The sequence below is a fragment of the Halomonas sp. LMYGS-3 genome (assembly GCF_059509875.1).
The window spans coordinates 1-23,912 of sequence record NZ_JCAKFQ010000026.1 but is presented as its reverse complement, the minus strand read 5'-3'; the positions used below and the strand labels follow the sequence as shown (position 1 = coordinate 23,912).

Here is a 23,912-nt window from a genome sequence, read left to right as displayed (position 1 = left end):
CTCGGGTGCCAGTGGACTACGCTGAAAACGCTGCCACCTCCTCACCTGAGCCCCCGGCTCCCCAAGCGAGATCGACCGATGTACGTATCAACCTTTCACGATGTGGTCGAGTGGACGCGCGCCCTGCATGAACACCTGGCACGGTGCCTGAAGCACTGCTCAACGCAGCAGGAAGAAGCGCGCGCCAAGTGGCTGCTGGAATATCTGGCGGATCACGAGGCGGCCCTGGAAAGGGTCGTGGCCGGCTTCGAGAGACAGGCCGACCCCAAGGCGTTGAATACCTGGCTCTACGACTACATTTCCTACAAGCCCATCAAGCCCCATCTGTCGTGCAGCGCGCCCTATGCGGAGATGAGCTTCGACGAGATCTGTCAGGAGATCTTCAATCTCCACGATCAGGTCATCGATTTCTATCGTTATCTCGAGGGACGCACCGAGATACCGGAAACACGCGAGTTGATCGGGGAGCTCCTGAGGCTGGAGCAGCATGAAGCGATGCGCCTGGTCCACCAGACCAACCGCTCCAGGGATCTCTGAATGGATCGCGTTCTGAATGCGACGGCGGGACTGCTCACCGGCGGGATGTCACCGACCGCTCTCCACCAGGCCTGGTGGGACTGGGCACAACATCTTGCCGCATCGCCCGACAAGCAGGCCGAGCTGGTCGGAAAGGCCGTGCGCAAATGGGGTCGTTTCGCTGCCTACTGCGAGCGGGCCTGTCGAGACCCTCAGTGCGAGCCCTGCCTCGAGCCGCTGCCCCAGGACAAGCGGTTCCGCGGCGAGGCTTGGCAGCGCTGGCCCTTCAATGCACTCTACCAGGGCTTCCTGCTGCAGCAGCAGTGGTGGCATGCGGCCACCACCGGCGTACCCGGCGTCTCGCGCCACCATGAGGCGATGGTGAATTTCGGTGCGCGGCAGCTGCTCGACGTCTGGGCGCCGTCGAACTTCCTCGCCACCAACCCCGAATTGCTGGAGCAGACGCGACGCGAGGGTGGCGCCAACCTGGCCCGCGGCGCCAGCAATCTGCTGGAGGATTGGCGACGCCGGCAGGCCGGCAAAGGGCCGGTGGGGGCCGAGGCGTATCGGGTCGGCCAGAACGTGGCGGTAACACCGGGCAAGGTGGTCTACCGCAACCGGCTCATCGAGCTGATCCAGTACGCGCCCGCCACCCAGGAGGTCCATGCCGAGCCGGTGCTGATCGTGCCGGCCTGGATCATGAAGTACTACATCCTCGACCTCTCTCCGGAGAACTCCCTGGTCCGCTACCTGGTGGCACAGGGCCACACGGTGTTCGTCGTCTCCTGGAAGAATCCGGGCAGCGACGAGTGGGACCTGGGCATGGCCGACTACCGCCGGCTGGGGGTCATGGCGGCCCTCGACGCGGTCACGGCCAGCTGCCCGGAGCAGCGTGTCCACGGCGTGGGCTATTGCCTGGGCGGCACCCTGCTGTCGATCGCCGCGGCCGCCATGGGCCGGGACGGCGACAATCGCCTGGCCAGCCTGACGCTGCTCGCCGCGCAGACCGACTTCAGTGAGGCCGGCGAGCTGATGCTGTTCATCGACGAGGATCAGGTGCGCTTCCTCGAGGACCTCATGGCCGTCAGGGGCTATCTGGACACGCGCCAGATGGCCGGCGCCTTCCAGCTGCTGCGCTCCCAGGACCTGATCTGGTCGAGGATGGTGCACAGCTACCTGGCCGGCGAGCGTCCGCCCATGTTCGACCTGATGGCCTGGAACGCCGACGGCACCCGCCTGCCGGCGCGCATGCACAGCGAGTACCTGCGCTGGCTGTTTCTCGACAACGACCTCGCCGGCGGGCGCTACCGGGTGGACGGACGCCCCGTGTCCCTGACCGATGTCCATATCCCCGTGTTTGCCGTCAGCACCCTGCAGGATCACGTCGCCCCCTGGCGCTCGGTCTACAAGGTCCAATGGTTGACGCCGGCGGATGTGACCTTCGTGCTCTCCAGTGGCGGGCACAACGCGGGCATCGTCAACCCGCCCGGCAATTCACACCACTACCACCAGATCTCGACCATCCGCGGCGACGCCCCCTTCGTGGACCCCGACGGCTGGCAGGCCGAGGCGGCACATCATGACGGCTCCTGGTGGCCCTGCTGGCAGGGCTGGCTAGCCGATCACAGCACCGCGCGCGTGCCCGCTCGGGAGCCGGGGTTGATCGAAGGCTATCCGGCCCTGGAGGCGGCACCGGGCCGTTATGTCCTGGAGCGCTGAGCATGAACCTGGCCGTTCCCCATCGTGGAGAGGCTCCAGGCGGAGGAGCAGCGTGCACACCGTGGTGCCCGGCCTCTATGCTGTGATCCTGATGGCTTTCCCGACCCTGCTCACCGCGCTCGCCCTGGTGAGGGAAAAGGAAACCGGCACCATTGCGCAGATCTATGCCTCGCCGCTCTCCTCCGTCGAGTTTCTGGCCGGCAAGCTGATTCCTTACGCGATCATCGCCTTCGTGCAGATGGCGATGGTGATCGCCGTCGGTTTTCTCTGGTTCGGGGTGCCGTTCCGGGGCAGCGTCGCTTTCCTGTTGGCGATATCGCTGCTGTACGTGCTCTGTACCCTGGGGATCGGCCTGCTGGTGGCGGCCGTCTCCCGCACCCTGCAGCAGGCCCTGCTGCTCGCCTTCTTCGGCCTGTTCCCGCTGATGTTCCTGTCCGGCACCATGGTCCCGGTGGAAAGCATGCCGAACCTGCTCCAGCAACTGTCGCTGGCCAGCCCCTTGCGTCATTACCTGGAGATCACCCTGGGCATCTTCCTCAAGGGTGCCGGCATGGAGATCCTGTGGCCCCATGCCCTCGCCCTGGTGGCGATCGGCATCCCCCTGTACCTGGCGGCGTGGTTGATCTTTCGACGCTTAATGTAACGGGTTTCGCCCGGCTTCAGGCGGGCAGTTCAACATCAAGGTAACCATCATGTCCGATCACCATGGGTCACCGATACTGAATCCACTCTGGGTGATCGCGATCATCCTCATCGTCGCAGCGCTGAACTGGCTACGGGTTCTCGTCGCCCCCATGGCCTTCTCGCTGTTCCTGATGGCGCTGGTGTGGCCGGTGTACCAGCACCGCGCGCTGAAGGGCAGGCGAGCGCTGCGCGGGTTGGCACTCATCGTTGCGGTGCTGCTCGTGTTGATTGCCATGGCAACCGTGTTCCTGCTGATCGGCTATGGCATCCGTACCGTTGCAGACGGCCTATCGCAGTATGGCACACGAGCGCAGGAGACTTACCGCACCATCGGCCTATGGCTCGAAGGGAGGGGGGTTGTCCTTTGGCCCACCCCAGGGGATCAGTTCAGCCTCAATGAACTCTTTCACCTTGCTCATGAGGCCGTACTACGTATCAATGCCATCATGGGTTTCCTGGCGCTGACCCTGATCTTTCTGATCATGGGCCTGTTGGAAGCCAATGCCTTTCAGCATCGCCTTCCGCATGCGCTTGGGGCGGACGCAGCCGATCGGCTGTTGAGGGCATTCCATGTCCTCGGATGGAAGTTTCGCCGCTACATGCTCGTCAGGACCGCCGTAAGCGTACTGACTGGCTTGTTGACATGGTTATTTTCACTGCTGATCGGGCTCGATCTCGCCATTGCCTGGGGCATACTGGCCTTCGCGTTGAACTACATTCCCTTCGTGGGCTCCATCCTGGCGGTCTTTCCTCCGGTTCTTTTCGCCATTGTCCAGTTCGAGACATGGCAGACTCCGGTTTTGATTCTCCTCGGCATGACACTGATCCAGTTCTCGATCGGTAACCTGCTCGACCCCAGGCTCGAAGGGCGGGCCCTGGCCGTCTCTCCTTTTGCCGTCGTCTTTTCCATCTTCTTCTGGGGCATGGTATGGGGCATTCCCGGCGCCTTCATGGGCGTTCCCTTGACGATCGCCTTCGCTACAGTCTGCAACCATTTCCATGAGGCCTTCTGGATAACACGTCTTCTGACTCCAGGGCCTACGCCAGAGAGCATCAGCAGGGAACGGTGATATCGGTTCACTCCACCACATGGCGGTGGCGGAACTCGACCTCGGTGGTGGGATCGCCGGTTCGCTCGATACGCAGCTGAATGCTGTATCCGCCTTCTGCCGGGAAGCTGAAAAAATTGCCATAGGTGATCGTGTCGGCGATGTCCATCGGCTCGAGTGGCCTGAAGGAGCCCGCATGTCCCTCATGCAGCAGACGTGCGGCCACCTTGGCATCCTCGATCCGCTGGCCACTCTCCTGATCCACCACGGTGACGACCAGGTGCTGTTCACGGGTCGTCACGCCCTCGCGCGCCTGGTGAACAATGCGGTAGTCCTTGACCATCTCCGCCGGCAAGATGCCGATATAGATGTTCATGCCATCCGCCGATTGGAAATAGCCGGCATCCTCGCCAAACAGCGGACCGGCAGCCCATGATGCCAGAAGAGCGACCAGCACGAACGATTTCTTTAAATAGCTCATGTTTCAGCCTCCATTAACTGTCTGGTTGGTTCGCCCCCTCCTATCGACCTTCCTATCGTTTTCCCTTACCACCTGGCGGAGTCTGATGACAGCTCCAGGGCTCATGCCCGGCGTTATCCTTCACGTTCTGATCAACAAACCGGTAATGCTCTTCCTTGAAACGCGTCCACCAGCCATGATTGATCTCGACAGCATGCTTCTTCAAAATATCTTCTACGCAATCAAGACAGATTCTCGATGCATCATAGGCCAGATCAAGCCTCCATTTCCTCTCGTCAAAAGACACGCTATCCAGCCCATAAAGCTCGTCGATGTCGGCGACTGCCGCTCGTATCGTTATCTCATCATTGGGCTCCAGCTTCAGGTGCCGGGTCACCAGGTTGATCTCGGATACACCGAGACGATGGTCTTTATTGCTCATGATCACCCCTCCTTATCGACTACCATGCTGTGCAAAATCTTGACAGACTCAAAAAGTGCAACTGACAACCAGTCATCCCCCCTTCGAGAGTGGGGAGAATAGGCGAAAACAAGTCGAGGAATAAAACCTGGGGTTCTTTCCATATCGGCTCGATATACCTCGCCGAATCCTTCCAGGGCTTCGGTGTCTTCTCGGCGGGTGAGAAGCACATAGACCACGACCAGAGTCCACAGCCCATAGGCGCCTTCCCCGGCATTCATGTCTCATCTCCTCCGCCTTTGCCGTGCCCCCCATGGCTGCCATGACCGCCATGCATGAACAGATGCATCAGCGGACAGGCCAGCAGGATGAGAAACGGCAGAAACTGTATGAAGTGAACCCTGTGCTCGGCCCAGAACAGGTACACCACGAAGGCGAGAAAGAGTCCCAGCGGCAACCAGAAGCGTATGGGCTGCTGGCCGCCGGAATCGGCAGAGTGTTTGTCGTGTTTCATGGTTCACCTCGCATGGTGGAGTGCGGCCATCTCAAGGGCCGAACTCGATGGACGGCTCGTGTCTTGGCATCGTCGAGGAAGGATGCCCTCAGATACGCAGCCGAGCCGTGGTGAGATAAACGGGAGTAGGTGAGTGCGGTAAGAGGCCGGACAGCACCGGCCCGCCCCCCACCGCGACAGGCAAGAGTGACAAGGAGAGCCAGCCGTGGGGAAGGCCCGCGGCGGCAGTCAGGGTGCGCAGGTCATCTGCAGGCACCTTGCCAAGGCTGGCCGTGATGCCGGGAGAGTGATCATCGCAGTTCTCCGGAGGCAGGGACGGCGACGCATCGGCCGCGGCAAGCATCGCCTGGCTCACCGGCTCGCCCACTTCCACCTGGGACGAGCAGGCGTAGGCCGCTCCCACCGACCCGGCCAGCAGCCAGAGCAGCAGGATTCCCGGCAATCGGGTGAACAGCAATCTGCGCAGTCCGTACAGGCTCATCAAGATGTGCCCTTCCATGCCAATGGGGGCCGGCAATACGCAACAACGACGTGCCGACTAATCCAGTATGGCAATGGACGACGCCGACCATGTTGATGCAGATCAAGCGCCGGTGCGTTCTGGCCAAACCCAGGTCACGGCAAGGTCCGGGGGCAGAAGCGCGCGGCTTCTCACGCCGGCCTCCTCAGAACATCAGCCTGACACCGGCGACGACAGCCGTATCTTCCGTAGGGTTTCCCCGGGCACGTGCCAGATCGGCGGTATCGCCATAGCGCTTTTCCCAGTAGCCGCCGACATAGGGGGCGAAGTTGCGGGTGATCTCGTAACGCAACCGCAGGCTGGCATTGACCGAGTTGAGCCCCTCGCCGACACCGAACTCAGGGACGTCGCTGCCTGCCGCGACTACCTCGGCACGCGGTTGCAGGTACCAGCGCTGGGTCAGGCGCACGTCGTGTTCGGCTTCGAGCTGCGCCCAGGCATCGCCATCCTCGCTGACCTTGAGGTCGAGGCTGGTCTCGATGCGGTAGGGCGCCGTCCCCTGCAGGCCGATCACGCCGTAGAAACGTTCGGGATGGTCGTTCGAGCCGACGTTACCCTGGTAGCCGATCCCGCCCTGGAGCTCCCAGAAATCCGAAATCAGGCGGCTGTAACGCAGGTCGAGGGCTTCGAACTCGGCACTCTCGCCATCGCCCTGGACGTTCTCGCCTTCGCTCTTGAGGTACACGCGGTTGATGTCGCCGCCGTACCAGGCCTCGAAATCCCACACCAGGGCTTCGTCCCCCTTGTCGGGAACGACATACTCGAGGCGGTCGAAGGCCGCCGCCCAGGTGTGATGTTCCGCCATCGGCGAGGGCCAGTCGGCCGGGGCGTCGTAGCCATCCTCGGCGTAAGCCCCCGCCATCGTCAGCAGGGCGAGGGCGGCGCAGGTAACGGGCACTGCAGTTCTGGTTTTCATGCGAACTCCTTACGAGACCTTGACGACCCGGAACATGCCGGCATCCATGTGATAGAGGAGATGGCAATGGAACGCCCAGCTGCCCTCGGCATCGGCGGTGATCAGGGCGGAGACCCGCTCCCCCGGCTTGACGTTGATGGTGTGCTTGCGGGGAATCAGCTCACCGGCACCGTTCTCCAGTTCCATCCACATGCCGTGCAGGTGGATGGGGTGCTCCATCATGGTGTCGTTGATCAGGATCAGGCGCAGGCGCTCGTCCTTGCGGAAGTGGATGGGACCGGTGACCTCGCTGAACTTCTTGCCGTCGAAGGACCACATGTAGCGTTCCATGTTGCCGGTCAGGTGAATCTCCATCTCCCGTTCCGGCTCACGGCGGTCGGGCCACGGCGTGAACGCCTTGAGGTCGCGATACACCAGCACGCGGCGCTCGTCATGATCGATGCCGATGCCGGCCTGGTCGTATCGGGAGCCGGGCTGGGCGACACCGGCGGGAAGCATGGCACCCTCCCCTTCGCCAGAAGACGGGGCTTCGCCGTGGTCCATGCCCGGCATGCTGGAGTGATCCATGCCCGCCATAGTGGAGTGGTCCATGCCCGGCATAGTGGAGTGGTCCATGTCCGCCATGCTGGAGTGGTCCATGTCCGCCATGCTGGAGTGATCCATGTCCGCCATGCTGGAGTGATCCATGTCCGCCATGCTGGAGTGATCCATGTCCGCCATGCCGGAGTGGTCCATGCCGCCCATGCTGGAATGATCCATGCCACCATGCGCGCCCATCGCCTCCATGCCGCGGTCGGCAATCCGTCTACGCTCCGGGATGGCCGCCGTCATGCCCTCGCGTGGCGCCAGGGTGCCGCTGGCGTAGCCGCTGCGATCCATGGCCTCGGCGAACAGGGTATAGGCAGTATCGGCTTCGGGCGTGACGAGCACGTCATAGGTCTCGGCGACTCCGATGCGGAACTCATCGACGGGTACGGGCTGTACCGGCTGTCCGTCGGCGGCCACCACGGTCATCTTGAGGCCGGGAATGCGCACGTCGAAGTAGCTCATCGCCGAACCGTTGATCACGCGCAGGCGAATCCGCTCGCCGGGCTGGAACAACGCCGTCCAGTTCTCTCCCGGGGCATGTCCATTGAGCAGGTAGGTATAGGTGCTGCCGGTGACGTCGGCGATATCCCGCGAACTCATGCGCATCTGGGCCCACATGGCACGTGTCCGTGCGGTTTCCCTGAAGCCGTTCTCGCGTACGTCGGCCAGGAAGTCGGCAATGGTGCGTTCCTGGAGGTTGTAGTAGCCTTCGGCGGTCTTCAGATTGCGCATTACCCGCGCCGGATCCTCGAAGGTCCAGTCGGTGAGCAACAGCACATGCTCGCGGTCGTAGCGGAAGGGTTCGCGCTCGGCGGCATCGATGATGATCGGCCCGGCATGGCCGAGCTGCTCTTGCACCCCCGAGTGGCTGTGATACCAGTAGGTGCCGTGCTGGCGAACCGGAAAACGGTAGGTGAAGGTCTCGCCTGGGGCAATGCCGGCAAAGCTGATCCCCGGCGCACCGTCTTCGCCCGCGGGCAGGATCAAGCCATGCCAATGCACGGAGGTGGGCTCATCGAGCAGATTGGTGACACGTAATATCGCGTCCTGGCCTTCCTGCAAGCGAATCAAGGGGCCGGGGCTGGTGCCGTTGATGCTGATCGGGCGGGCGGCCTTGCCGTCGATGGGCAATGACTCCCGGCGGATGGCCAGCGAGACCTCGGGCCCGGTCTCCACCCCCTTGGGGTAGGTGTTGGCCTGGCCCCAGGGATTGGCCCAGGCCGGTCGCAGGCCCAGGGCGGCCGTACTCAGTCCCAGGGCGGCACCGCCCATCAGGAGTTGACGACGCGAGAGGGGAAAAGTAGCAGCTTTGGAGCTTGCCATGCATATCTCCTGTCAGGGATGAAACAGGAGTCGATAGTGGCCCGGCAAGCTGAAACAAGGCTGAATGGTACTGTCAGGGATACGGATCCCCATGGGTAAGGGTGATCACCACCCGCAGGCCTCCTCGCCTACCGGCCTCGAACTGCAGCTGGCCCCCGTACTGCTCGACCAGTTGTCGCAGGATGGAGAGTCCCAGCCCATGGCCGGGCCTGCCTTCATCGAGGCGAAGGCCGCGCCTGCCCAGCAGGGCAATGTCTTCCGCGGAAACCCCGGGGCCATCATCCTCGACGGTGAGCGTCAACGATTCCGCCAGTTCCAGGCGGCAGACCACCTCGCGATCGGCCCACTTGCCGGCATTGTCGAGCACGATGCCCAGCATTTCGGTGAAATCCTGGCGCTCGACGCTCACGCTGGCCTCCATGGCCGGTATTGCCTCGAGGTGAAAGCGCTTGTCGGAATACAGGGCACTGAACATGTCGATCAACTGCTCGGCCTCGCGCCGGATGACGGTCCGCTGGCCAGCATAGGGCCCCGCGATACGAGAGCGACGCAGCTCGGACTCGAGCTGGGCATGCATGTCTTCCAGGCGGAGCAGCATTTTCGCGCGACGCCCCTCATCGATGGGACGGGAGCCTCTCAGCACCTGGGTGACGGCGGCCAGCGGTGTCGTCAGTGCATGCGACAGGTTGGCGACGGATTCACGCGAACGTTGCAACCGCTTGTCATGATCGTCCATGAAGCGGTTGAGCTGCGCCACCAGGTTATCGAGCTCGGAGGGGGTAGCGAGGCGAAGTCGCTCCCGGTCTCCCGACTGCAGCTCATCGAGTTGTTGCTGAAGCCGGGACAACGGTCGCAATCCCCGATTGACGGCGATCAGATTGAGGACGACCAGCAGCATCAGCAGCACGCCGGCGATCCCCCCCACCCACCAGTGCAGCGTGGTCAGCCCCTCTTCCACCTGAGCGAAGTCTTCCCCGATGAGCAGAACGCCGGAGTGACCATCGAAGGAAAACACCTTGCGATAGGCCAGCAGTTGCCGACCCTGCCAATGGATATCGACGAGGGTGTCGTCCTCTCCTGTCAGGTGGGGTTCCAGTGGCGCCAGCCAGCGAGGGTGGGAAGTGGTGATCACGCCATCCAGCCGCAGCGCATAAAGGTGATGAAAGACCTCGTATCCTCCGCCAGCCGACTCGAGCCAGGCGGGGAGCGAGCCCTGCTCCTGGCGAAACTGCTGCAGCGAGTGCTCGGCCTCCAGGCGCAGACGTTCACCGAGGAAGTCGCGGGCGAGATCGTGCAGCAGGATACCGTGCAACAGCCAGGTGACGCCGACCACGATCAAGGCCATGCCGCCCAGCCAGGTGAGCAGACGAAAGCGCAGGCTACGCCGATCAACGTGACGCAAGCAGGTACCCCTGGCCGCGGCGTGTCTGAATGATCTCCTTGCCGAGCCGACGGCGCAATCGACCGATATAGACCTCCACCAGATTAGGCGCCGCGGCGTCCTGTTCCAGCGCATAGAGCTGGTCGAGAAGCTGCGACTTGGAGTGCACGCGATCGGGATGGTGCATCAGATAGCGGAGCAGTCGAAACTCGGTGGCCGTCAGGGCCTGCCAGGTGGCGCCATCCGTGCTGACCCGCTGCGTATGCTCATCGAGCTGGAGCCCGTTGACGGTCAATATCTGCGTCAGGCCACCCGACCGCCGCCTGAGCAGGGCATGCAGTCTGGCCAGCAATTCGGCCTCGTGAAAGGGCTTGGTCAGATAATCGTCGGCACCGCGGCGCAGGCCGATGACCTTGTCCTCCCAGGTGTCGCGGGCCGTGAGGACCAGGATCGGCAAGCGATGCCCCTGCTCGCGCCAGCGTTGCAGCAGGTCGAGTCCCGAGCCGTCGGGCAGGCCGAGGTCGAGGATGGCCAGGGCATACTCCTCGGTCGCCATCAACGATTCGGCCACGCGAATGCTCGTGGCCGAATCGACGCTATAGCCGTCGTCTCCCAAGGTTTCCGCCAGGCTTTCGGCCAGCAGATCATCGTCTTCGAGAAGCAACAGCTTCATGCGCTCAACCCCGGATGTGGATGTCTCCCACCATACCGGATTCGTAGTGGCCGGGAAGATTGCAGGCGAATTCCAGGGCGGTGACGTCCTGGGAGGCGGTCCACACCAGGGTGGCGGTTTCGCCCGGGGCGATGGTCACCGAAGGCATCTGGCCGCCGTGCGCGCCTTCCGCCATGTCATGGCCACCGTGGCCACCGTGGCCGCCGTGGCCGCCCGCCCCCATCGCCTGCATCATCTCGCGGTGCTCTTGCTGGGCCTGGGCATCACCGATCACGAACTCGTGCTCGAGGTTACCGGTGTTGGTGATCTCGAATTTCACCGTCTCGCCCGGCTTGATGTCCAGATTGCCGGGGGTGAACCACATATCACCGGCCTCGAAGCTGATGGTGCGGTCGACTCGAACATCGCCTTGGTCTCCTTGGTACCCACCTTCATGTTCCCCCGCGCCCAGGGCGGCGGTAGAGAACACGCCAACGGCCATCGCCAACAGTATCTTACGCATGTGAATCCCTCTTGTAGTCGTCAGTGGAGCCTCCGTTATAAGCCACGACCCTGAAACGGGGCTGAAAAGTATCTCGATACGCCTGCTTGCCGTGACAGGAGGTTCATCGAAACGTGGTACACCCGGCCGGCTCCGGCCGTGTCGCCTCGTCCACCGGCCGGCGGCGCGACCAGGCGATCAGTGCCGCACCCGCGGCGAGCATCGGCAGCGTCAGCAGCATGCCCATGGTCACCCAGCCGAAGGCGAGGAAGCCGATATGGGCATCGGGCAGGCGCACGAACTCCACCGCGAAGCGGAAGACGCCGTAGAGCAGCAGGAAGAGCCCCGAGATCAGCCCGCGGCGGCGCGGCTGGCTGGAAAGCCACCACAGTACGGCGAACAGTACCACGCCCTCCAGGGCGAATTCGTAGAGCGCCGAGGGGTGGCGCGGCTCCGGCCCCATGTGCGGAAACGGCATGGCCCAGGGCAGTTCGCTGACGCGCCCCGGCAGTTCATGGTTGATGAAGTTGCCGATGCGCCCGGCGCCGAGGCCGATCGGCACCAGCGGCGCGATGAAATCGGTCAGCTGGAAGAAGCCGAGCCGGTGCCTGCGGGCGAACAGCAGCGCTGCGATCAGCACGCCGGCCAGCCCCCCGTGGAAGCTCATCCCTCCTTCCCAGATGCTGAACAGCCACAGCGGATTGGCCAGGAACTGCTCCATGCCATAGAAGAGGACGTAGCCCAGGCGCCCACCGAGCACGACCCCCAGGGCGCCATAGAAGAGCAGGTCGCCGATGTCATCGTGACTCAGCCCCAGCCGGTGGGCGCGACGCCGGCCCAGCCACCAGGCGGCGACGAAGCCGACGACATACATCAGGCCATACCAGTGGACCTGCAGCGGTCCGATGCCGATGGCCACAGGGTCGATCTGAGGATACTGGATCATGTGATGTCCCTTTCAGTGTGAATCGTGGGTTGCGCGGAGTTCGGGGCCGGCTCACAGTGGCGCCCAGTCCTGCCCACCGTTGGTGCTGTGCAGCAACCGCCCCTGGTCATCCGCCGCCACGAGACGGGCAGGATCACCGGGATCCACCGCCAGGTGGATCAGGTAGCGCTCGCCCCAGTCGCGGCTCACCTCCTCCCACTGACGGGTGCCCTCCTCGGCCCGGATCAGCCCGACACCGAGCACGAAGGCGTAGAGCGCATCACCGCTGACCACGACCAGGCTGACGGGGCGGCGTTCGGGATACAGCTGGCGCCAGCGTTCGCCGCCATCCGCGCTCATGAACAGCCCCGTCTGGGTCGCGGCATACAGGTGGTCGGGGTCGCGGCTCGAGGCCGCCAGGTCGATCAGCCCCTCCGGCACGGGTGCCTGCACCCGCCAGCTATGGCCGCCGTCGCTACTGACCTGCAGACGCCCCGCATAGGCGCCGTAGAGCACCTCCGGGTCGGCCTCGCTGATGGTCAGCTGGTGGAAGTCGACCGGTCCGTCGACACCCGGCGAGCGTTGTTCCCAGTTCCGGCCACCATCGCCGGAGACCAGCACGCCGAGATTGCCGCCGCGCGCCGGGTGGCCGCTGGCGAAGAGCGTCTCGGCGTCCTGGGGGTGTGGCGTGAAGCCCATGAAATCGTGGGTTTCGTTCGAGACCTGACGGGCCAGGCCATCGCCACCGACGACATGGAAGCCATGGTGGGTGGCCAGCAGGATACGTTCGCTTTCGGCGGGGTCGAAGGCCAGGCCGTGAATATGGGTCTGCTGGCGCAGCTGCTCCAGGCTGACGCCCTCCGGCTCGCTGGAGCAGGCGGAAAGGAACAGCACCAGCAGCAGCAGCGGTGCCCAGCGGTAGGGAAGCATACGGTAGGGAAGCATTATCGAGACTCTCGTTCCGGTGATTGTGCCGGGCACCCTGGCCATGGTGCACAGGGTGCCCGTTGACAACGTGGTAATCGACGATCAGCGCATGCGGATCGCCGCCATCATGCCCAGTTCCTCGTGCTCGATGATATGGCAGTGGAACAGCCAGTCGCCGGGCTCGTGGAACACCAGCCGCAAGCGCAGGCGTTGCTCCGGGCGCAGATTGACGGTGTCCTTCCACGCCAGCCAGGGCGTCTCCCGCCATTCGCCATCGGCCTCGCGACTGGCGACGACCTGGAAGTGGGTGCCGTGGACATGGAAGGGATGATCCATGTGGGAGTCGTTGAATACTTCCCACTCTTCCACGTCGCCGACCTTGCCCTCGAACATCACCTCGCCCATGGCGAAGCTGCGGCCATTGATCAGGAAGTCCACCGGCGGGCGACCGTTGTCGGCCGCCATGCCCTCCCCGCCTCCGCCGTGGCCGCCATGATCCATCGCGCCGCCGGCATCGCCGCCGCCGTGGTCCATTGTGCCGCCATCACTGGCAGCGCCGCCGTGGCCACCGTGGTCCATCGTGCCGCCACCACTGGCAGTGCCACCGTGGTCGCCGTGGTCCATCGTGCCGCCGGCATCGGCCTCGCCGGCGTCATGCTCCATGCCGGGCATCACTTCCGTCAGGTCGATCGTGCGGCGTACGGCGGGCTCGCCGAGGGGGTCGATGCGCGCCAGCCGCGCCGGCAGGGCCACGGCGGGAACCACTTCGGCCTCACGGGTATGGATCGTCAGCAGCGGGGCCACCGCGTCCAGATGGGCAGGCCGAGCGCCCATCCAGCCCCGCTCGTAAGGGTGGCTGGCCAGTACGAAGCGCTCGGCCCCCTGCTCGCTGATACGCACCAGCAGATCGGCACGCTCGCCCGGGGTCAGCAGCAGCTCCTCCAGTGGCCGGGGCTGCTCGAGCAGCCCCCCGTCGGTACCGATCAGGGTGAGCCCGTGCTCCTCCAGGCGCAGGCGCAGGTAGCGGCCGGCACAGGCATTGACCAGGCGCAGCCTCAGGGTGGTGCCCGGTGCCACGTCCAGGCGCGGCCGTCGCTGGCCGTTGACCAGCAGCAGCTCGCCCTCGCGGCCGTTCATCCAGTCCTCGTCGGTATGGGGCGTCACCTCGCCGGCACCGCTCAGGCGCAGGTCGTTGACCACCAGCAGGTGCTCCTCCACCTCGGCCGGCACGACCTCCTGCCGCGGGCGAACCAGCAGCGCCCCGGCCAGGCCATGGGCGATCTGGCGCGCCAGCACGCCGTGAGGATGCGGATGGAACCAGTGCAGGGCCGCGCTGCCGTCGGCGAAAGTGTGCCGATAGCGACGCGACTCGCCCGGCGCCACGGCATCGCTGGGCCCACCATCGTGCGCGTTGGCCACGGCCACGCCATGCCAGTGCACGGTGGTCTCCTGCGTCAGCTCGTTGACCAGGGTGACATCGAACTCGTCGCCTTCGGTGACCTCGATCAGCGGCGCCACCCTGCGGTTGTAGAGCCACAGGCGAGCTTGATGACTATCGCCGAGAGCGACCGCGTGCGGCGCCGGGGTGAGCACGCTGCGGAACAGTCCCGGCTGGTCGGCGAGATTGGTGATTCGGGGCAGTGGCTGCAGGGGCTGACCCTCGGGCAGGGTCGTGGCACCCAGCAGGGTCAAGGGGGCATGGTCGGCATGCCGGCCGGCGATGGCATAGGCCAGCAGCCCGGAAGCCGAGAGCGCGACCCCACCCAGGGCGGAATAGCGCAGGAAATCACGGCGTTGCATAGGGATCTTCCTCGTTGTTCGAACAGCCATCACCGCTCGCACGCGACGAGCGGCAGCGTCAGGGACGGGTGTTCAAACGCGAGGAGGCCGCTCGAGGCGATCGGGCACGCGGAGGGGAAGGGACTCGGCCACCGCCCAGCGCGGTTCGTGGGACGGCGCCGGGCCGGAGGCGAGGTCCTGCAGGGTCCCGTTGCAGACGGGACAGGGCGTCCCACAGGTCATGGTCGCCAGGGAGGACTCGTTCGGGCCGTCGACATGCTCAGCCTGGTGGCCGTGATCCGGGGAGTCCAGGAGCAGGACATGCTCCGCCAGGCACTCCCCGCCCTCATGGGCCCAGACACCCATGACCGCCTGCGGCAACGCCAGCGCGATGCCGAACAGCAGACAGAGCAACCAGGAGAGGGAGCGATGGCGCATGGAGCCCAACCGGTGAGGGATCGAGTCGAAACGGTTCAGGCCTAGTCTTTCACGGCCCTTCCCGAGGCGCAACCTGTGACAGTCCCGGTGCCGCCAAGTTCCGGAGCCTGTTTTCATATTTGTGCAAAAAAACCGGAAAACCAGTCACCTGGGCCCAGTACACGGCGGGTGACAGACGCGCGGATTGATACACGTCAAGTAGTGCCGTACCGGATTCGACTACGCTGAGGGAGCACGATCCAACCAAGGGAGTGCCACCAATGGGCCCGCTATCTGCAGAATCCCGGCGTCGACCTCCCCCCTTCTGCAGATGGGGGCGAGGCTGGCTGGCCGTCCTGCTGGGCCTGGCAATGATGTTGCTGGCGACCTCCCCGACCATGGCCCATGCCACCGCGATCGACACCATGGCGCCGCATGCCGCCGGCATCGCGACCCTGGAAGACGATCCGGGTCGGCACTGTCACCACGGCCACGGCAGTCAGGCTATCGGTAATGCTCTGCTGCGCGTCGAGCGCCAGGATCTCGATCTCGAGGTCCTCGCCTCGTCGGTGGCCTCGCCCGTCACGGCTCCCCATGTCGCCACCGTCAGTGGCCTGCCGCGGGCCCTCCCCGATCCTTCTCCGGTTCCCGTCTACCTGCTCACGCGACGCCTCAGATCCTGAGCTCGCCGGCCGTCTCGACCCGCACGCCCGGCGCGTGCCATGCAGCGATTCACCACAGCAGCAGACGACGATCACCCGATGGACCCTTGCGCCGATGACGCGGGCCCACTCAAGGAGAAAGACCATGAACACTCGCAAGCACGCACTCGCTCTCGGCCTGGCCCTGGCGATGGGAATCGGCGGTACAGGCCTAGCCATGGCCCAGGGCGGCATGATGGGCTCCGACCAGGGAGAGCGAGGCCCCGGCATGATGGGCGGCCAGGGCGACATGGGCCCCGGCATGATGGGCGGCCAGGGCGGTTATGGCCCGGGCATGGGCCCTGGCATGATGGGCGGCCAGGGTGGCTATGGCCCGGGCATGGGCCCCGGCATGATGGGCGGCCAGGGTGGCTATGGCCCGGGCATGGGCCCCGACATGATGGGCGGCGGCATGGGCCCTGGCATGATGGGGGGAATGATGGGCGGCGGCATGGGCCCTGGCATGATGGGGGGAATGATGGGCGGCGGCATGATGCCCTGTCCGATGATGGGCGGACAAGGCATGGGCATGATGCAGATGCTCGACACCGAGCAGTACCGCGAGATGCGCGAGTTGATGCAGGAACATCGCCCCGCCCAGTTCGAGCGCATGGGCCAACTGATGAACCTGCGCGACGACCTGATGGCCGAGATGCATGGCGAGCGTCCCGACCCCGAGCAGGTACAGGCGCTGCACGGCCGGATGGCCGAACTGCATGGCGAGATGATGGCCGAGATGGTCCGCATGCGGAATGCCATGCACGACCTCTTGACCGAGGAGCAACGCCAGCAGTTGCAGGAGGCGCCTCCCGGCGGCGTCGACCCGGACGACCACGACACCCATCACTGATCGCCGTTCTCTCCCCTGAACCGGGCGATCACGCGATGATCGCCCGTTCGGCCTTTCCATCAGGAGGATAGTGATGGCCGACATGACGTCGAAAACGATAACCCTGACCGTGCCCGGCATGGGCAGCGACCACTGCGCCGGCATCGTGCGCACCACGCTCCAGCGGCTGGACGGCGTGGGCGAGATCGAGACCAATATCGCCAACCACCATGTCCGGGTGGCCACCGGCGAGGACGGCCCCGACGCCGAGGCCCTGCGCCGCGCGGTGGAAGGCGCCGGCTATGACGTGGCCGCCGTCAGTGGCGGCGCCACGGGCAAGCGGCAGATCCGCCTGACGGTACCCGGCATGGGCAGCGACCACTGTGCCGGTATCATCCGCACCACCCTCGAGCGGCTCGACGGCATCGAGGCGATCGACACCAATATCGCCAACCACCGCGTCTCCGTCACCGTTGCCAGTGGCGGCCCCGCTGGCGAAGCCCTCAAAGACGCCGTGGAGGGTGCCGGCTACGACGTGGCCGCGGTACATGCCGAAGCCGAGGAAGAGGATAGCGACGCCGACACCAAGATCGAGGAGGCCTACCTCTCCCAGGCCCGCAAGCGGCTGATCATCGCCGCGGTACCCACCACCCTGATCATGATCCTCATGATGCCGCACATGTTCTGGCAGCCGATCCCGGGGTACCTGGCGATCATCGCGCTGCTGGCCTTGCCGGTGGTGTTTCTCCAGGGCGGTGCGGCCACGCACCGCTCGAGCTGGCGCTCGCTGAAGAACGGTACCTTCAACATGGACGTGCTGATCTCCATGGGCAGCCTGCCGCCCTACCTGATCGGCCTGATCGGCTTCGTCACCCCGATGACCTCGTTCATCGAGATGGCGGCAACCATCATGACCTTCCACCTGCTGGGCCGTTACCTGGAGGCGTTGGCCAAGGGGCGTGCCTCCCAGGCGATCCGCCGCCTGCTGACGCTGGGTGCCAAGACGGCCCGGGTGGAGCGTGACGGCGAAGAGATCGAGGTCCCGGTGAAGGAACTCGCCCCCGGCGACATCATGGTGGTGCGCCCCGGCGACAAGGTGCCCACCGACGGCGAGGTGGTCGAGGGGGAGAGCCACCTCGACGAATCCATCGCCACCGGCGAGTCGATACCGGTCTACAAGGGCCCCGGCGACGGCGTGATCGGCGCCACCATCAACAAGGAGGGCCGGCTGCGGGTCAAGGCCACCCGAGTCGGTGGCGACACCTTCCTCGCCCAGGTGGTGCGCCTGATCGACCAGGCCCAGGGCTCGCGGGTGCCGATCCAGGAGTTCGCCGACCGCATGACCGGGCGCTTCGTGCCGGCGGTGCTGGCCATCTCCCTGCTCAGCCTGATCGTCTGGACGCTATTCCCGGACGCCCTGCGCCCGATCCTCGACTGGGGCGCCACCTTCCTGCCCTGGGTGAACCCCACGGCGGCCACGCCGGTACTGGCGATACTGGCCGCCATCGCCGTGCTGGTCATCGCCTGCCCCTGCGCCCTGGGCCTGGCCACCCCCACGGCGCTGATGGTCGGCTCGGGCATCGGCGCCGAGCGCGGCATCCTGATCCGCTCCGGCGAAGCGATCCAGACCTTCAAGGACGTCAAGGTCATGGTGCTCGACAAGACCGGTACCATCACCCGCGGCGAGCCCAGGCTGACCGACGTCGTCGCCGCCGAAGGCGTCGACGAGACCCGCCTGCTCCACCTGGCGGCGAGCGTCGAGAACGCCTCGGAGCACCCCATCGCCCGGGCCATCGTCGACGGTGCCCGGGAGCGCGATGTCCCGCCCGGCGAGGTCAGCGAGTTCCGCTCCACCGGGGCGCGCGGCGTCTCCGGCAAGGTGGGCGAGGAGAAGGTGCTGATCGGCAACCGTCGCCTGCTGGAGGAAGAGGGCGTGACCGGCCTCGATGCACTGAGCGAGGCCATGGGCGACCTCGAGCACAAGGGGCGAACCGTGGTGATCCTCGCCGCCGACGGTCAGGCGCTCGGCCTGGTGGCCGTGGCCGACACCCTCAAGGAGGAGTCGGTGGAGGCCATTCGCGGCATGCATGAGCTCGGCCTGCACGTGGTGATGATCACCGGCGACAACGAGCGTGCCGCGCGGGCGGTGGCCGACGAGGTGGGCATCGACGAGGTCCAGGCCGGCGTACTGCCGGAAGGCAAGGTCGACGCCATCCGCGCCCTCCAGGCCAAGCACGGCAATCACGTGGCCATGGTCGGCGACGGCATCAACGATGCCGCGGCCCTCAAGCAAGCCAATGTCGGCATCGCCATCGGCGCCGGCGCCGACGTGGCCATCGAGGCCGCCGACGTGACCCTGGTGCGCGGCGAGCTGACCGGGGTGGTCGACGCCATGCACCTCTCCCGCGCCACCTTCGGCAAGATCGTGCAGAACCTGCTCTGGGCCAGCGGCTACAACGTGGCGGCCATTCCCATCGCCGCCATCGGGCTGCTGCACCCGATGATCGGTGTCATCGCCATGACCACCAGCTCGCTGTCGGTGATCGGCAATTCGCTGCTGCTCAAGCGGCGCTATGCCCGGGAGCAGTCGAGAGGAAACGACTCATGACTCGCGATCCTTCACCGCACTGCCGGGCGGGGCATGTATCGGTCGGCCACTGTCACTCCTTCACCAGGCGATCCAGTTCCTCCAGATAGCTTTCCAGCACCAGGTTGGGCGGGGCTCCCTTGCGGGTGATGGCGCTGTAATGGGTGAGGTAGTGCCACCTGCTAGGGTTCAGGGCGCGCATCCGGCCGTCGCGCACCCATTGCTCGGCGTAGTGGGTGGGCAGGTAACCGATGTAGCGACCGGACAGGATCAGGAAGGCAATGCCTTCCCGGTCGGTGGCCGAGGCGGCCGCCCTGAGGGGCTCATGGAGCGCCTTGATCTCCGGCGTCTGGGCATAAGCGGGTATCACGGCGTCACAGTTCGCCAGTCGCCCTTCCGTGACCTTCTCGGTATCGAACAGCGGATGCTCGGAAGCGCAGTACAGCTGCGAGGTCTCCTCGTACAGCGAGAGGTAATGCAGCCCGGGCAGAGTCTTGAGCGCCGGAATCACGCCGGTATGCAGGCGACCATCGAGCACGGCCAGCTCGATATCGCTGGGCGGTATCATGCGGATGTTGATGCGCACATCCGGGCCACGCTCCTTGAGTGCACTGAGGGCGTTGGTGATATGCATCTCGGGTATGGTCACCAGGTTGTCGGTGATGCCGATATTGAGCTCGCCCTTGAGCCAGGCATGCAGGCCGTTGACCCGGGTACGAAACCCCTCCACGGCCGCCAGCAGCTGCAGCGTGGCCTCGTAGACCTCGGCCCCCTCCTCGGTCAGCGAAAAGCCACTGCGGCCTCGCTGGCACAGGCGCAGGCCGAGCCGCGTCTCCAGGTCGTTCATCGCCATGCTGATGGCGGCCCGGCTGATGTTCAGCTCCACCTCGGCGGCAGAAAAACCACCGCACTCGACCACCTTCCGGTAGATCCTCAGCAGACGCAGATCGGCGTCGCTCAGTTGGCCCGTCAAGGCCTCCTTGCGGCGTGACATCGACACGCCCCTCCTCTCGATGACGGTCGCCTCCGAGGGTATCGCCGCCAAGACAGAAAGTTAAGTAATGACTTGCATGAAATTAAATACATCTGGATTTAACTTATTGACAGCCGGATCTAGTCTACCTCTACAGAGCCACCGACAGCGGCGATATCAACAGAGGGTGCTGCCATGTCCGAGCGAGATTTCTCCCAGACCGCGGGGCTGAGCCCCGAGCAGCTGGATGCTTACTGGATGCCCTACACCGGCAACCGCCAGTTCAAGCGCGACCCGCGCATCATCGTCGGTGCCGAGGGCAGCTACCTCACCGATGCCCAGGGCCGCCGGGTCTTCGACGGCCTCTCCGGCCTGTGGACCTGCGGCGCCGGCCATGGCCGCCCGGAAATCACCGAGGCGGTGAGCCGCCAGCTTGCCGCGCTGGACTATGCCCCGGCCTTCCAGTTCGGCCACCCCAAGGCCTTCGAGCTGGCCCACCGGCTCCGCGGGCTGACCCCGGCGGGCCTCGACTACGTGTTCTTCACCGGCTCCGGCTCCGAGAGCGCCGATACCGCGCTGAAGATCGCCCGCGCCTACTGGCGCAAGAAGGGCCAGCCGACCAAGACCAAGCTGATCGGCCGCGCCAAGGGCTATCACGGCGTCAACTTCGGCGGCATCAGCCTGGGCGGCATCGGTGCCAACCGGGTCCTGTTCGGCCAGGGCGTCGATGCCGACCACCTGCCCCATACCCTGCTCCCGGAAAACGCCTTCACCAGGGGCATGCCCGCGCGTGGCGCCGAGCGGGCCGAGGAGTTGCTGGAGCTGATCGCCCTGCACGACGCCTCCAACATCGCCGCCGTGATCGTCGAGCCCCTGGCCGGTTCCGCCGGGGTGATCCCGCCCCCCGTGGGTTACCTCAAGCGCCTGCGCGAGATCTGCGATGCGCACGACATCCTGCTGATCTTCGACGAGGTGATCACCGGCTTCGGCCGCATGGGGTCCATGACCGGCGCCGAGGAGTTCGGCGTGGTGCCGGACATCATGAACGTCGCCAAGCAGCTGACCAACGGCGCGGTGCCCATGGGGGCGGTGATCGTCCAGGGCGAGATCTATCACACCTTCATGGAGCAGGGCGGGCCCGACTACCTGCTCGAGCTGCCCCACGGTTACACCTACTCCGGCCACCCGGCGGCCTGTGCCGCGGCGCTGGCCACCCTGGAGGTGCTCGAGAACGATCGCCTGATCGACCGCGTGCGGGAGATGAGCCCGGTCTTCGAGGAGGCCCTGCATGGCCTCAAGGGGACTCGCTATATCAGCGACATCCGCAACTACGGTCTGGCTGGCGCCCTGCAGATCGAGCCCTACCCCAATGAGCCGGCCCGGCGCCCCTTCGAGATCGCCATGAAGTGCTGGGAGAAGGGCGTCTACGTGCGCTACGGCGGCGACACCATCCAGCTCGGCCTGCCCTTCATCGTCGAGCGCGAAGAGATCGACCGGCTCGTCAATGCATTGGGCGACGCGCTCGGTGAGCTGGAATGAACGGAACAATCGTGGTGGAAGACGAGGGCCCCGTCGACGGATCAGCCCCGAGCACTCCGCCAATGCCGACCACCTTATTGGACTGAAGAACTCAACCTATAACACTCCCTCAGAGAGGAAGCATATGACCACCCTCGGCCATCTGATCAACGGCTCACGCGTTGCCGGAGAAGGGCGCACCCAGGACATCTTCAACCCCTCCACCGGCGAGGTCGGCGGCCAGGTCAGCCTGGCGTCGAAGGCCACCGTCGAGGACGCCATCGCCGCCGCCCAGGCTGCCTTTCCGGCCTGGCGCGACACGCCGCCCGCCAAGCGCGCCCGGGTCATGTTCCGCTTCAAGCAGTTGCTGGAAGAGCATGCCGACGAGATCTGCCGGCTGATCGGCCAGGAACACGGCAAGATCGTCCACGATGCCAAGGGCGAACTGCAGCGCGGCATCGAGAACGTGGAATACGCCTGCGGCGTGCCGGAGCTGCTCAAGGGCGAGCACAGCAAGAACGTCGGCCCGGGCATCGACTCCTGGAGCGAGTTCCAGCCGCTGGGCGTGGTCGCCGGCATCACGCCCTTCAACTTCCCGGCCATGGTCCCGCTGTGGATGTACCCGATGGCCATCGCCTGCGGCAACACCTTCGTGCTCAAGCCCTCCGAGCGTGACCCGACCTCGACGCTCTTCATCGCCGAGCTGGCGCTGGAGGCGGGCCTGCCCGCCGGCGTGCTCAACGTGGTCAACGGCGACAAGGAAGCCGTCGATACCCTGCTCGACGACTCCCGCGTGCAGGCGGTCAGTTTCGTCGGCTCCACGCCGATCGCCGAAACCATCTACAGCCGCGCCAGCGCCAACGGCAAGCGCTGCCAGGCCCTGGGCGGCGCCAAGAACCACGCCATCGTCATGCCCGACGCCGACATGGACAACGTGGTCACCTCGCTGACCGGGGCCGCCTTCGGCTCGTCGGGCGAACGCTGCATGGCGCTGTCCGTGGCCGTAGCCGTGGGCGACGCGGCCGCCGACGCCCTGATCGCCAAGATGCAGGAGCAGATGCAGAGCCTCAAGGTCGGCCCCTTCCATGACGCCGAGAACGACTTCGGCCCGGTGATCACCCAGGCCCATAAGGAGAAGGTCTGCGGCTACATCGACAGCGCCGAGGCCCAGGGCGCCGAGATCGTCGCCGACGGCCGCGGCGTCCAGGTGCCGGGCTTTGAAAACGGCTTCTACGTCGGTGGCACCCTGATCGACCGCGTGACCCCCGAGATGACCTGCTACCGCGAGGAGATCTTCGGGCCGGTGCTGCTGGTGGTGCGCGCCGGCTCCATGCAGGAGGCCATGCAGCTGATCGACGCTCACGAGTACGGCAACGGTACCTGCATCTACACCCGCGACGGCGAGGCGGCCCGCTACTTCAGCGACCACATCCAGGTCGGCATGGTCGGCATCAACGTGCCGCTGCCGGTGCCGGTCTCCTACCACAGCTTCGGCGGCTGGAAGCGTTCGCTGTTCGGCGACCTGGCCGCCTACGGCCCGGACGCCGTGCGCTTCTACACCAAGCGCAAGACCGTCACCCAGCGCTGGCCGTCCGCCGGGGTCCGTGAGGGCGCGCAGTTCTCCTTCCCCTCATGACGCCCCGGCATGAGGGGGGTGAGACAGCGTATTGGCGCATGCCCGCAGCCGGATCGTCCCCTGATCCGGCTGCTTTCGTTCAGCCGGCGGGGGCTTTCCGCCCCTGACGAATCCCCACATTTTGCTCGACGTTGATCGCTTGTTCGCCGAAGAAGGCGCCGAGGCTGCCCCTATGGGGTCAGACCCCAACCGAGTCGCGAAGCCCGTCATGGTGCGCCTTGCGAGCGGATTCACCGCCGCCGGGGTCTGACCCGAATGGCACTTACTTAAGGCGCTGACCGACGCATAATCGGTTGATTTACAAGAAAACGGACGATGGAATACGGTATTGTGCAAGTCGCGAAACCACACACAAACCGCAAACCCATCGCCCGC

Annotated in this window: 24 protein-coding genes; 9 read left to right on the top strand and 15 right to left on the bottom strand. The window is 65.3% G+C overall.

Features of this window, described 5'->3' with window-relative positions:
- The first annotated feature begins 78 nt into the window (after positions 1-78).
- From AC5W54_RS18475 to AC5W54_RS18460, 4 genes are read left to right on the top strand one after another with little or no spacing between them, the layout of a single operon-like run.
- Positions 79-537: an ATPase gene (locus AC5W54_RS18475; protein WP_495963566.1), complete on the top strand. Its 459-nt coding sequence runs from the start codon at positions 79-81 to the stop codon at positions 535-537.
- Positions 538-2,235, top strand: a complete 1,698-nt coding sequence (locus tag AC5W54_RS18470; protein WP_495963565.1) for a PHA/PHB synthase family protein — start codon at positions 538-540, stop codon at positions 2,233-2,235.
- Positions 2,236-2,287: 52 nt separating this feature from the next.
- Entirely contained in the window at positions 2,288-2,878 is a 591-nt protein-coding gene (locus tag AC5W54_RS18465) for an ABC transporter permease (protein WP_495963564.1), read from the top strand.
- A 49-nt stretch (positions 2,879-2,927) separates the two neighbouring features.
- Entirely contained in the window at positions 2,928-3,989 is a 1,062-nt protein-coding gene (locus tag AC5W54_RS18460) for an AI-2E family transporter (RefSeq protein WP_495963563.1), read from the top strand.
- A gap of 7 nt (positions 3,990-3,996) precedes the next feature.
- Here AC5W54_RS18460 and AC5W54_RS18455 read toward each other — a convergent pair whose 3' ends face one another.
- The 14 genes from AC5W54_RS18455 to AC5W54_RS18390 all read right to left on the bottom strand — a co-directional run bounded on the left by AC5W54_RS18455 (position 3,997) and on the right by AC5W54_RS18390 (position 15,314).
- Entirely contained in the window at positions 3,997-4,449 is a 453-nt protein-coding gene (locus tag AC5W54_RS18455) for a hypothetical protein (protein WP_495963562.1), read from the bottom strand.
- 52 nt (positions 4,450-4,501) lie between these two features.
- Positions 4,502-4,870, bottom strand: a complete 369-nt coding sequence (locus AC5W54_RS18450; RefSeq protein ID WP_495963561.1) for a cation transporter — start codon at positions 4,868-4,870, stop codon at positions 4,502-4,504.
- Between the two features lie 2 nt (positions 4,871-4,872).
- Positions 4,873-5,130 (bottom strand): hypothetical protein, encoded by a 258-nt coding sequence (locus AC5W54_RS18445; RefSeq protein WP_495963560.1) that lies wholly within the window; start codon positions 5,128-5,130, stop codon positions 4,873-4,875.
- Entirely contained in the window at positions 5,127-5,363 is a 237-nt protein-coding gene (locus AC5W54_RS18440) for a DUF2933 domain-containing protein (protein ID WP_495963559.1), read from the bottom strand. Before AC5W54_RS18440 ends, AC5W54_RS18445 begins: the two co-directional genes overlap by 4 nt.
- A gap of 88 nt (positions 5,364-5,451) precedes the next feature.
- Positions 5,452-5,844, bottom strand: coding sequence for a hypothetical protein (locus AC5W54_RS18435; protein ID WP_495963558.1), 393 nt, complete (start codon positions 5,842-5,844; stop codon positions 5,452-5,454).
- Positions 5,845-6,028: 184 nt separating this feature from the next.
- Complete coding sequence (locus tag AC5W54_RS18430; protein WP_495963557.1) at positions 6,029-6,799, bottom strand: copper resistance protein B; 771 nt, start codon at positions 6,797-6,799, stop codon at positions 6,029-6,031.
- A 9-nt stretch (positions 6,800-6,808) separates the two neighbouring features.
- Complete coding sequence (locus AC5W54_RS18425) at positions 6,809-8,710, bottom strand: copper resistance system multicopper oxidase (RefSeq protein ID WP_495963556.1); 1,902 nt, start codon at positions 8,708-8,710, stop codon at positions 6,809-6,811.
- A gap of 73 nt (positions 8,711-8,783) precedes the next feature.
- On the bottom strand, positions 8,784-10,112 hold the full coding sequence (locus AC5W54_RS18420) for a sensor histidine kinase (protein ID WP_495963555.1): 1,329 nt from the start codon (positions 10,110-10,112) through the stop codon (positions 8,784-8,786).
- Positions 10,099-10,764: a response regulator transcription factor gene (locus tag AC5W54_RS18415; RefSeq protein WP_495963554.1), complete on the bottom strand. Its 666-nt coding sequence runs from the start codon at positions 10,762-10,764 to the stop codon at positions 10,099-10,101. Before AC5W54_RS18415 ends, AC5W54_RS18420 begins: the two co-directional genes overlap by 14 nt.
- 4 nt (positions 10,765-10,768) lie before the next feature.
- Positions 10,769-11,266: a cupredoxin domain-containing protein gene (locus AC5W54_RS18410; protein ID WP_495963553.1), complete on the bottom strand. Its 498-nt coding sequence runs from the start codon at positions 11,264-11,266 to the stop codon at positions 10,769-10,771.
- Between the two features lie 103 nt (positions 11,267-11,369).
- Positions 11,370-12,191, bottom strand: a complete 822-nt coding sequence (lgt, locus tag AC5W54_RS18405) for a prolipoprotein diacylglyceryl transferase (protein WP_495963552.1) — start codon at positions 12,189-12,191, stop codon at positions 11,370-11,372.
- A 51-nt stretch (positions 12,192-12,242) separates the two neighbouring features.
- Positions 12,243-13,115: a WD40/YVTN/BNR-like repeat-containing protein gene (locus tag AC5W54_RS18400; RefSeq protein ID WP_495963551.1), complete on the bottom strand. Its 873-nt coding sequence runs from the start codon at positions 13,113-13,115 to the stop codon at positions 12,243-12,245.
- A gap of 84 nt (positions 13,116-13,199) precedes the next feature.
- Positions 13,200-14,897, bottom strand: coding sequence for a multicopper oxidase family protein (locus tag AC5W54_RS18395; protein ID WP_495963550.1), 1,698 nt, complete (start codon positions 14,895-14,897; stop codon positions 13,200-13,202).
- Between the two features lie 72 nt (positions 14,898-14,969).
- Positions 14,970-15,314, bottom strand: coding sequence for a hypothetical protein (locus AC5W54_RS18390; RefSeq protein WP_495963549.1), 345 nt, complete (start codon positions 15,312-15,314; stop codon positions 14,970-14,972).
- Between the two features lie 377 nt (positions 15,315-15,691).
- On the opposite strand from AC5W54_RS18390, the gene AC5W54_RS18385 reads away from it, so the two are divergent.
- The 3 genes from AC5W54_RS18385 to AC5W54_RS18375 all read left to right on the top strand — a co-directional run bounded on the left by AC5W54_RS18385 (position 15,692) and on the right by AC5W54_RS18375 (position 19,431).
- Positions 15,692-15,976, top strand: coding sequence for a hypothetical protein (locus AC5W54_RS18385; protein WP_495963548.1), 285 nt, complete (start codon positions 15,692-15,694; stop codon positions 15,974-15,976).
- A gap of 124 nt (positions 15,977-16,100) precedes the next feature.
- The gene (locus AC5W54_RS18380) at positions 16,101-16,844 is read left to right on the top strand and encodes a Spy/CpxP family protein refolding chaperone (protein ID WP_495963547.1); all 744 of its coding nucleotides are present in this window, start codon (positions 16,101-16,103) and stop codon (positions 16,842-16,844) included.
- A 73-nt stretch (positions 16,845-16,917) separates the two neighbouring features.
- Positions 16,918-19,431, top strand: coding sequence for a heavy metal translocating P-type ATPase (locus AC5W54_RS18375; protein ID WP_495963546.1), 2,514 nt, complete (start codon positions 16,918-16,920; stop codon positions 19,429-19,431).
- Positions 19,432-19,483: 52 nt separating this feature from the next.
- On the opposite strand, the gene AC5W54_RS18370 is transcribed toward AC5W54_RS18375, so the two are convergent.
- Entirely contained in the window at positions 19,484-20,404 is a 921-nt protein-coding gene (locus tag AC5W54_RS18370) for a LysR family transcriptional regulator (RefSeq protein WP_495963545.1), read from the bottom strand.
- Between the two features lie 174 nt (positions 20,405-20,578).
- Between AC5W54_RS18370 and aptA the strand changes: the two genes are divergently transcribed.
- Positions 20,579-21,922: an omega-aminotransferase AptA gene (gene aptA, locus AC5W54_RS18365; RefSeq protein ID WP_495963544.1), complete on the top strand. Its 1,344-nt coding sequence runs from the start codon at positions 20,579-20,581 to the stop codon at positions 21,920-21,922.
- Between the two features lie 124 nt (positions 21,923-22,046).
- The gene (locus AC5W54_RS18360) at positions 22,047-23,537 is read left to right on the top strand and encodes a CoA-acylating methylmalonate-semialdehyde dehydrogenase (protein WP_495963543.1); all 1,491 of its coding nucleotides are present in this window, start codon (positions 22,047-22,049) and stop codon (positions 23,535-23,537) included.
- Positions 23,538-23,912: the final 375 nt, after the last annotated feature.

What these genes read in the sequence shown, in the direction of transcription:
- AC5W54_RS18475 (WP_495963566.1), top strand. Translation starts at nt 79, where the DNA reads ATGTACGTATCAACCTTTCACGATGTGGTCGAGTGGACGCGCGCCCTG.
- AC5W54_RS18470 (WP_495963565.1), top strand. Translation starts at nt 538, where the DNA reads ATGGATCGCGTTCTGAATGCGACGGCGGGACTGCTCACCGGCGGGATG.
- AC5W54_RS18460 (WP_495963563.1), top strand. Translation starts at nt 2,928, where the DNA reads ATGTCCGATCACCATGGGTCACCGATACTGAATCCACTCTGGGTGATC.
- AC5W54_RS18455 (WP_495963562.1), bottom strand. Translation starts at nt 4,449, where the DNA reads ATGAGCTATTTAAAGAAATCGTTCGTGCTGGTCGCTCTTCTGGCATCA.
- AC5W54_RS18450 (WP_495963561.1), bottom strand. Translation starts at nt 4,870, where the DNA reads ATGAGCAATAAAGACCATCGTCTCGGTGTATCCGAGATCAACCTGGTG.
- AC5W54_RS18445 (WP_495963560.1), bottom strand. Translation starts at nt 5,130, where the DNA reads ATGAATGCCGGGGAAGGCGCCTATGGGCTGTGGACTCTGGTCGTGGTC.
- AC5W54_RS18440 (WP_495963559.1), bottom strand. Translation starts at nt 5,363, where the DNA reads ATGAAACACGACAAACACTCTGCCGATTCCGGCGGCCAGCAGCCCATA.
- AC5W54_RS18435 (WP_495963558.1), bottom strand. Translation starts at nt 5,844, where the DNA reads ATGAGCCTGTACGGACTGCGCAGATTGCTGTTCACCCGATTGCCGGGA.
- AC5W54_RS18430 (WP_495963557.1), bottom strand. Translation starts at nt 6,799, where the DNA reads ATGAAAACCAGAACTGCAGTGCCCGTTACCTGCGCCGCCCTCGCCCTG.
- AC5W54_RS18425 (WP_495963556.1), bottom strand. Translation starts at nt 8,710, where the DNA reads ATGGCAAGCTCCAAAGCTGCTACTTTTCCCCTCTCGCGTCGTCAACTC.
- AC5W54_RS18415 (WP_495963554.1), bottom strand. Translation starts at nt 10,764, where the DNA reads ATGAAGCTGTTGCTTCTCGAAGACGATGATCTGCTGGCCGAAAGCCTG.
- AC5W54_RS18410 (WP_495963553.1), bottom strand. Translation starts at nt 11,266, where the DNA reads ATGCGTAAGATACTGTTGGCGATGGCCGTTGGCGTGTTCTCTACCGCC.
- lgt (WP_495963552.1), bottom strand. Translation starts at nt 12,191, where the DNA reads ATGATCCAGTATCCTCAGATCGACCCTGTGGCCATCGGCATCGGACCG.
- AC5W54_RS18400 (WP_495963551.1), bottom strand. Translation starts at nt 13,115, where the DNA reads ATGCTTCCCTACCGTATGCTTCCCTACCGCTGGGCACCGCTGCTGCTG.
- AC5W54_RS18395 (WP_495963550.1), bottom strand. Translation starts at nt 14,897, where the DNA reads ATGCAACGCCGTGATTTCCTGCGCTATTCCGCCCTGGGTGGGGTCGCG.
- AC5W54_RS18390 (WP_495963549.1), bottom strand. Translation starts at nt 15,314, where the DNA reads ATGCGCCATCGCTCCCTCTCCTGGTTGCTCTGTCTGCTGTTCGGCATC.
- AC5W54_RS18385 (WP_495963548.1), top strand. Translation starts at nt 15,692, where the DNA reads ATGGCCCATGCCACCGCGATCGACACCATGGCGCCGCATGCCGCCGGC.
- AC5W54_RS18380 (WP_495963547.1), top strand. Translation starts at nt 16,101, where the DNA reads ATGAACACTCGCAAGCACGCACTCGCTCTCGGCCTGGCCCTGGCGATG.
- AC5W54_RS18375 (WP_495963546.1), top strand. Translation starts at nt 16,918, where the DNA reads ATGGCCGACATGACGTCGAAAACGATAACCCTGACCGTGCCCGGCATG.
- AC5W54_RS18370 (WP_495963545.1), bottom strand. Translation starts at nt 20,404, where the DNA reads ATGTCACGCCGCAAGGAGGCCTTGACGGGCCAACTGAGCGACGCCGAT.
- aptA (WP_495963544.1), top strand. Translation starts at nt 20,579, where the DNA reads ATGTCCGAGCGAGATTTCTCCCAGACCGCGGGGCTGAGCCCCGAGCAG.
- AC5W54_RS18360 (WP_495963543.1), top strand. Translation starts at nt 22,047, where the DNA reads ATGACCACCCTCGGCCATCTGATCAACGGCTCACGCGTTGCCGGAGAA.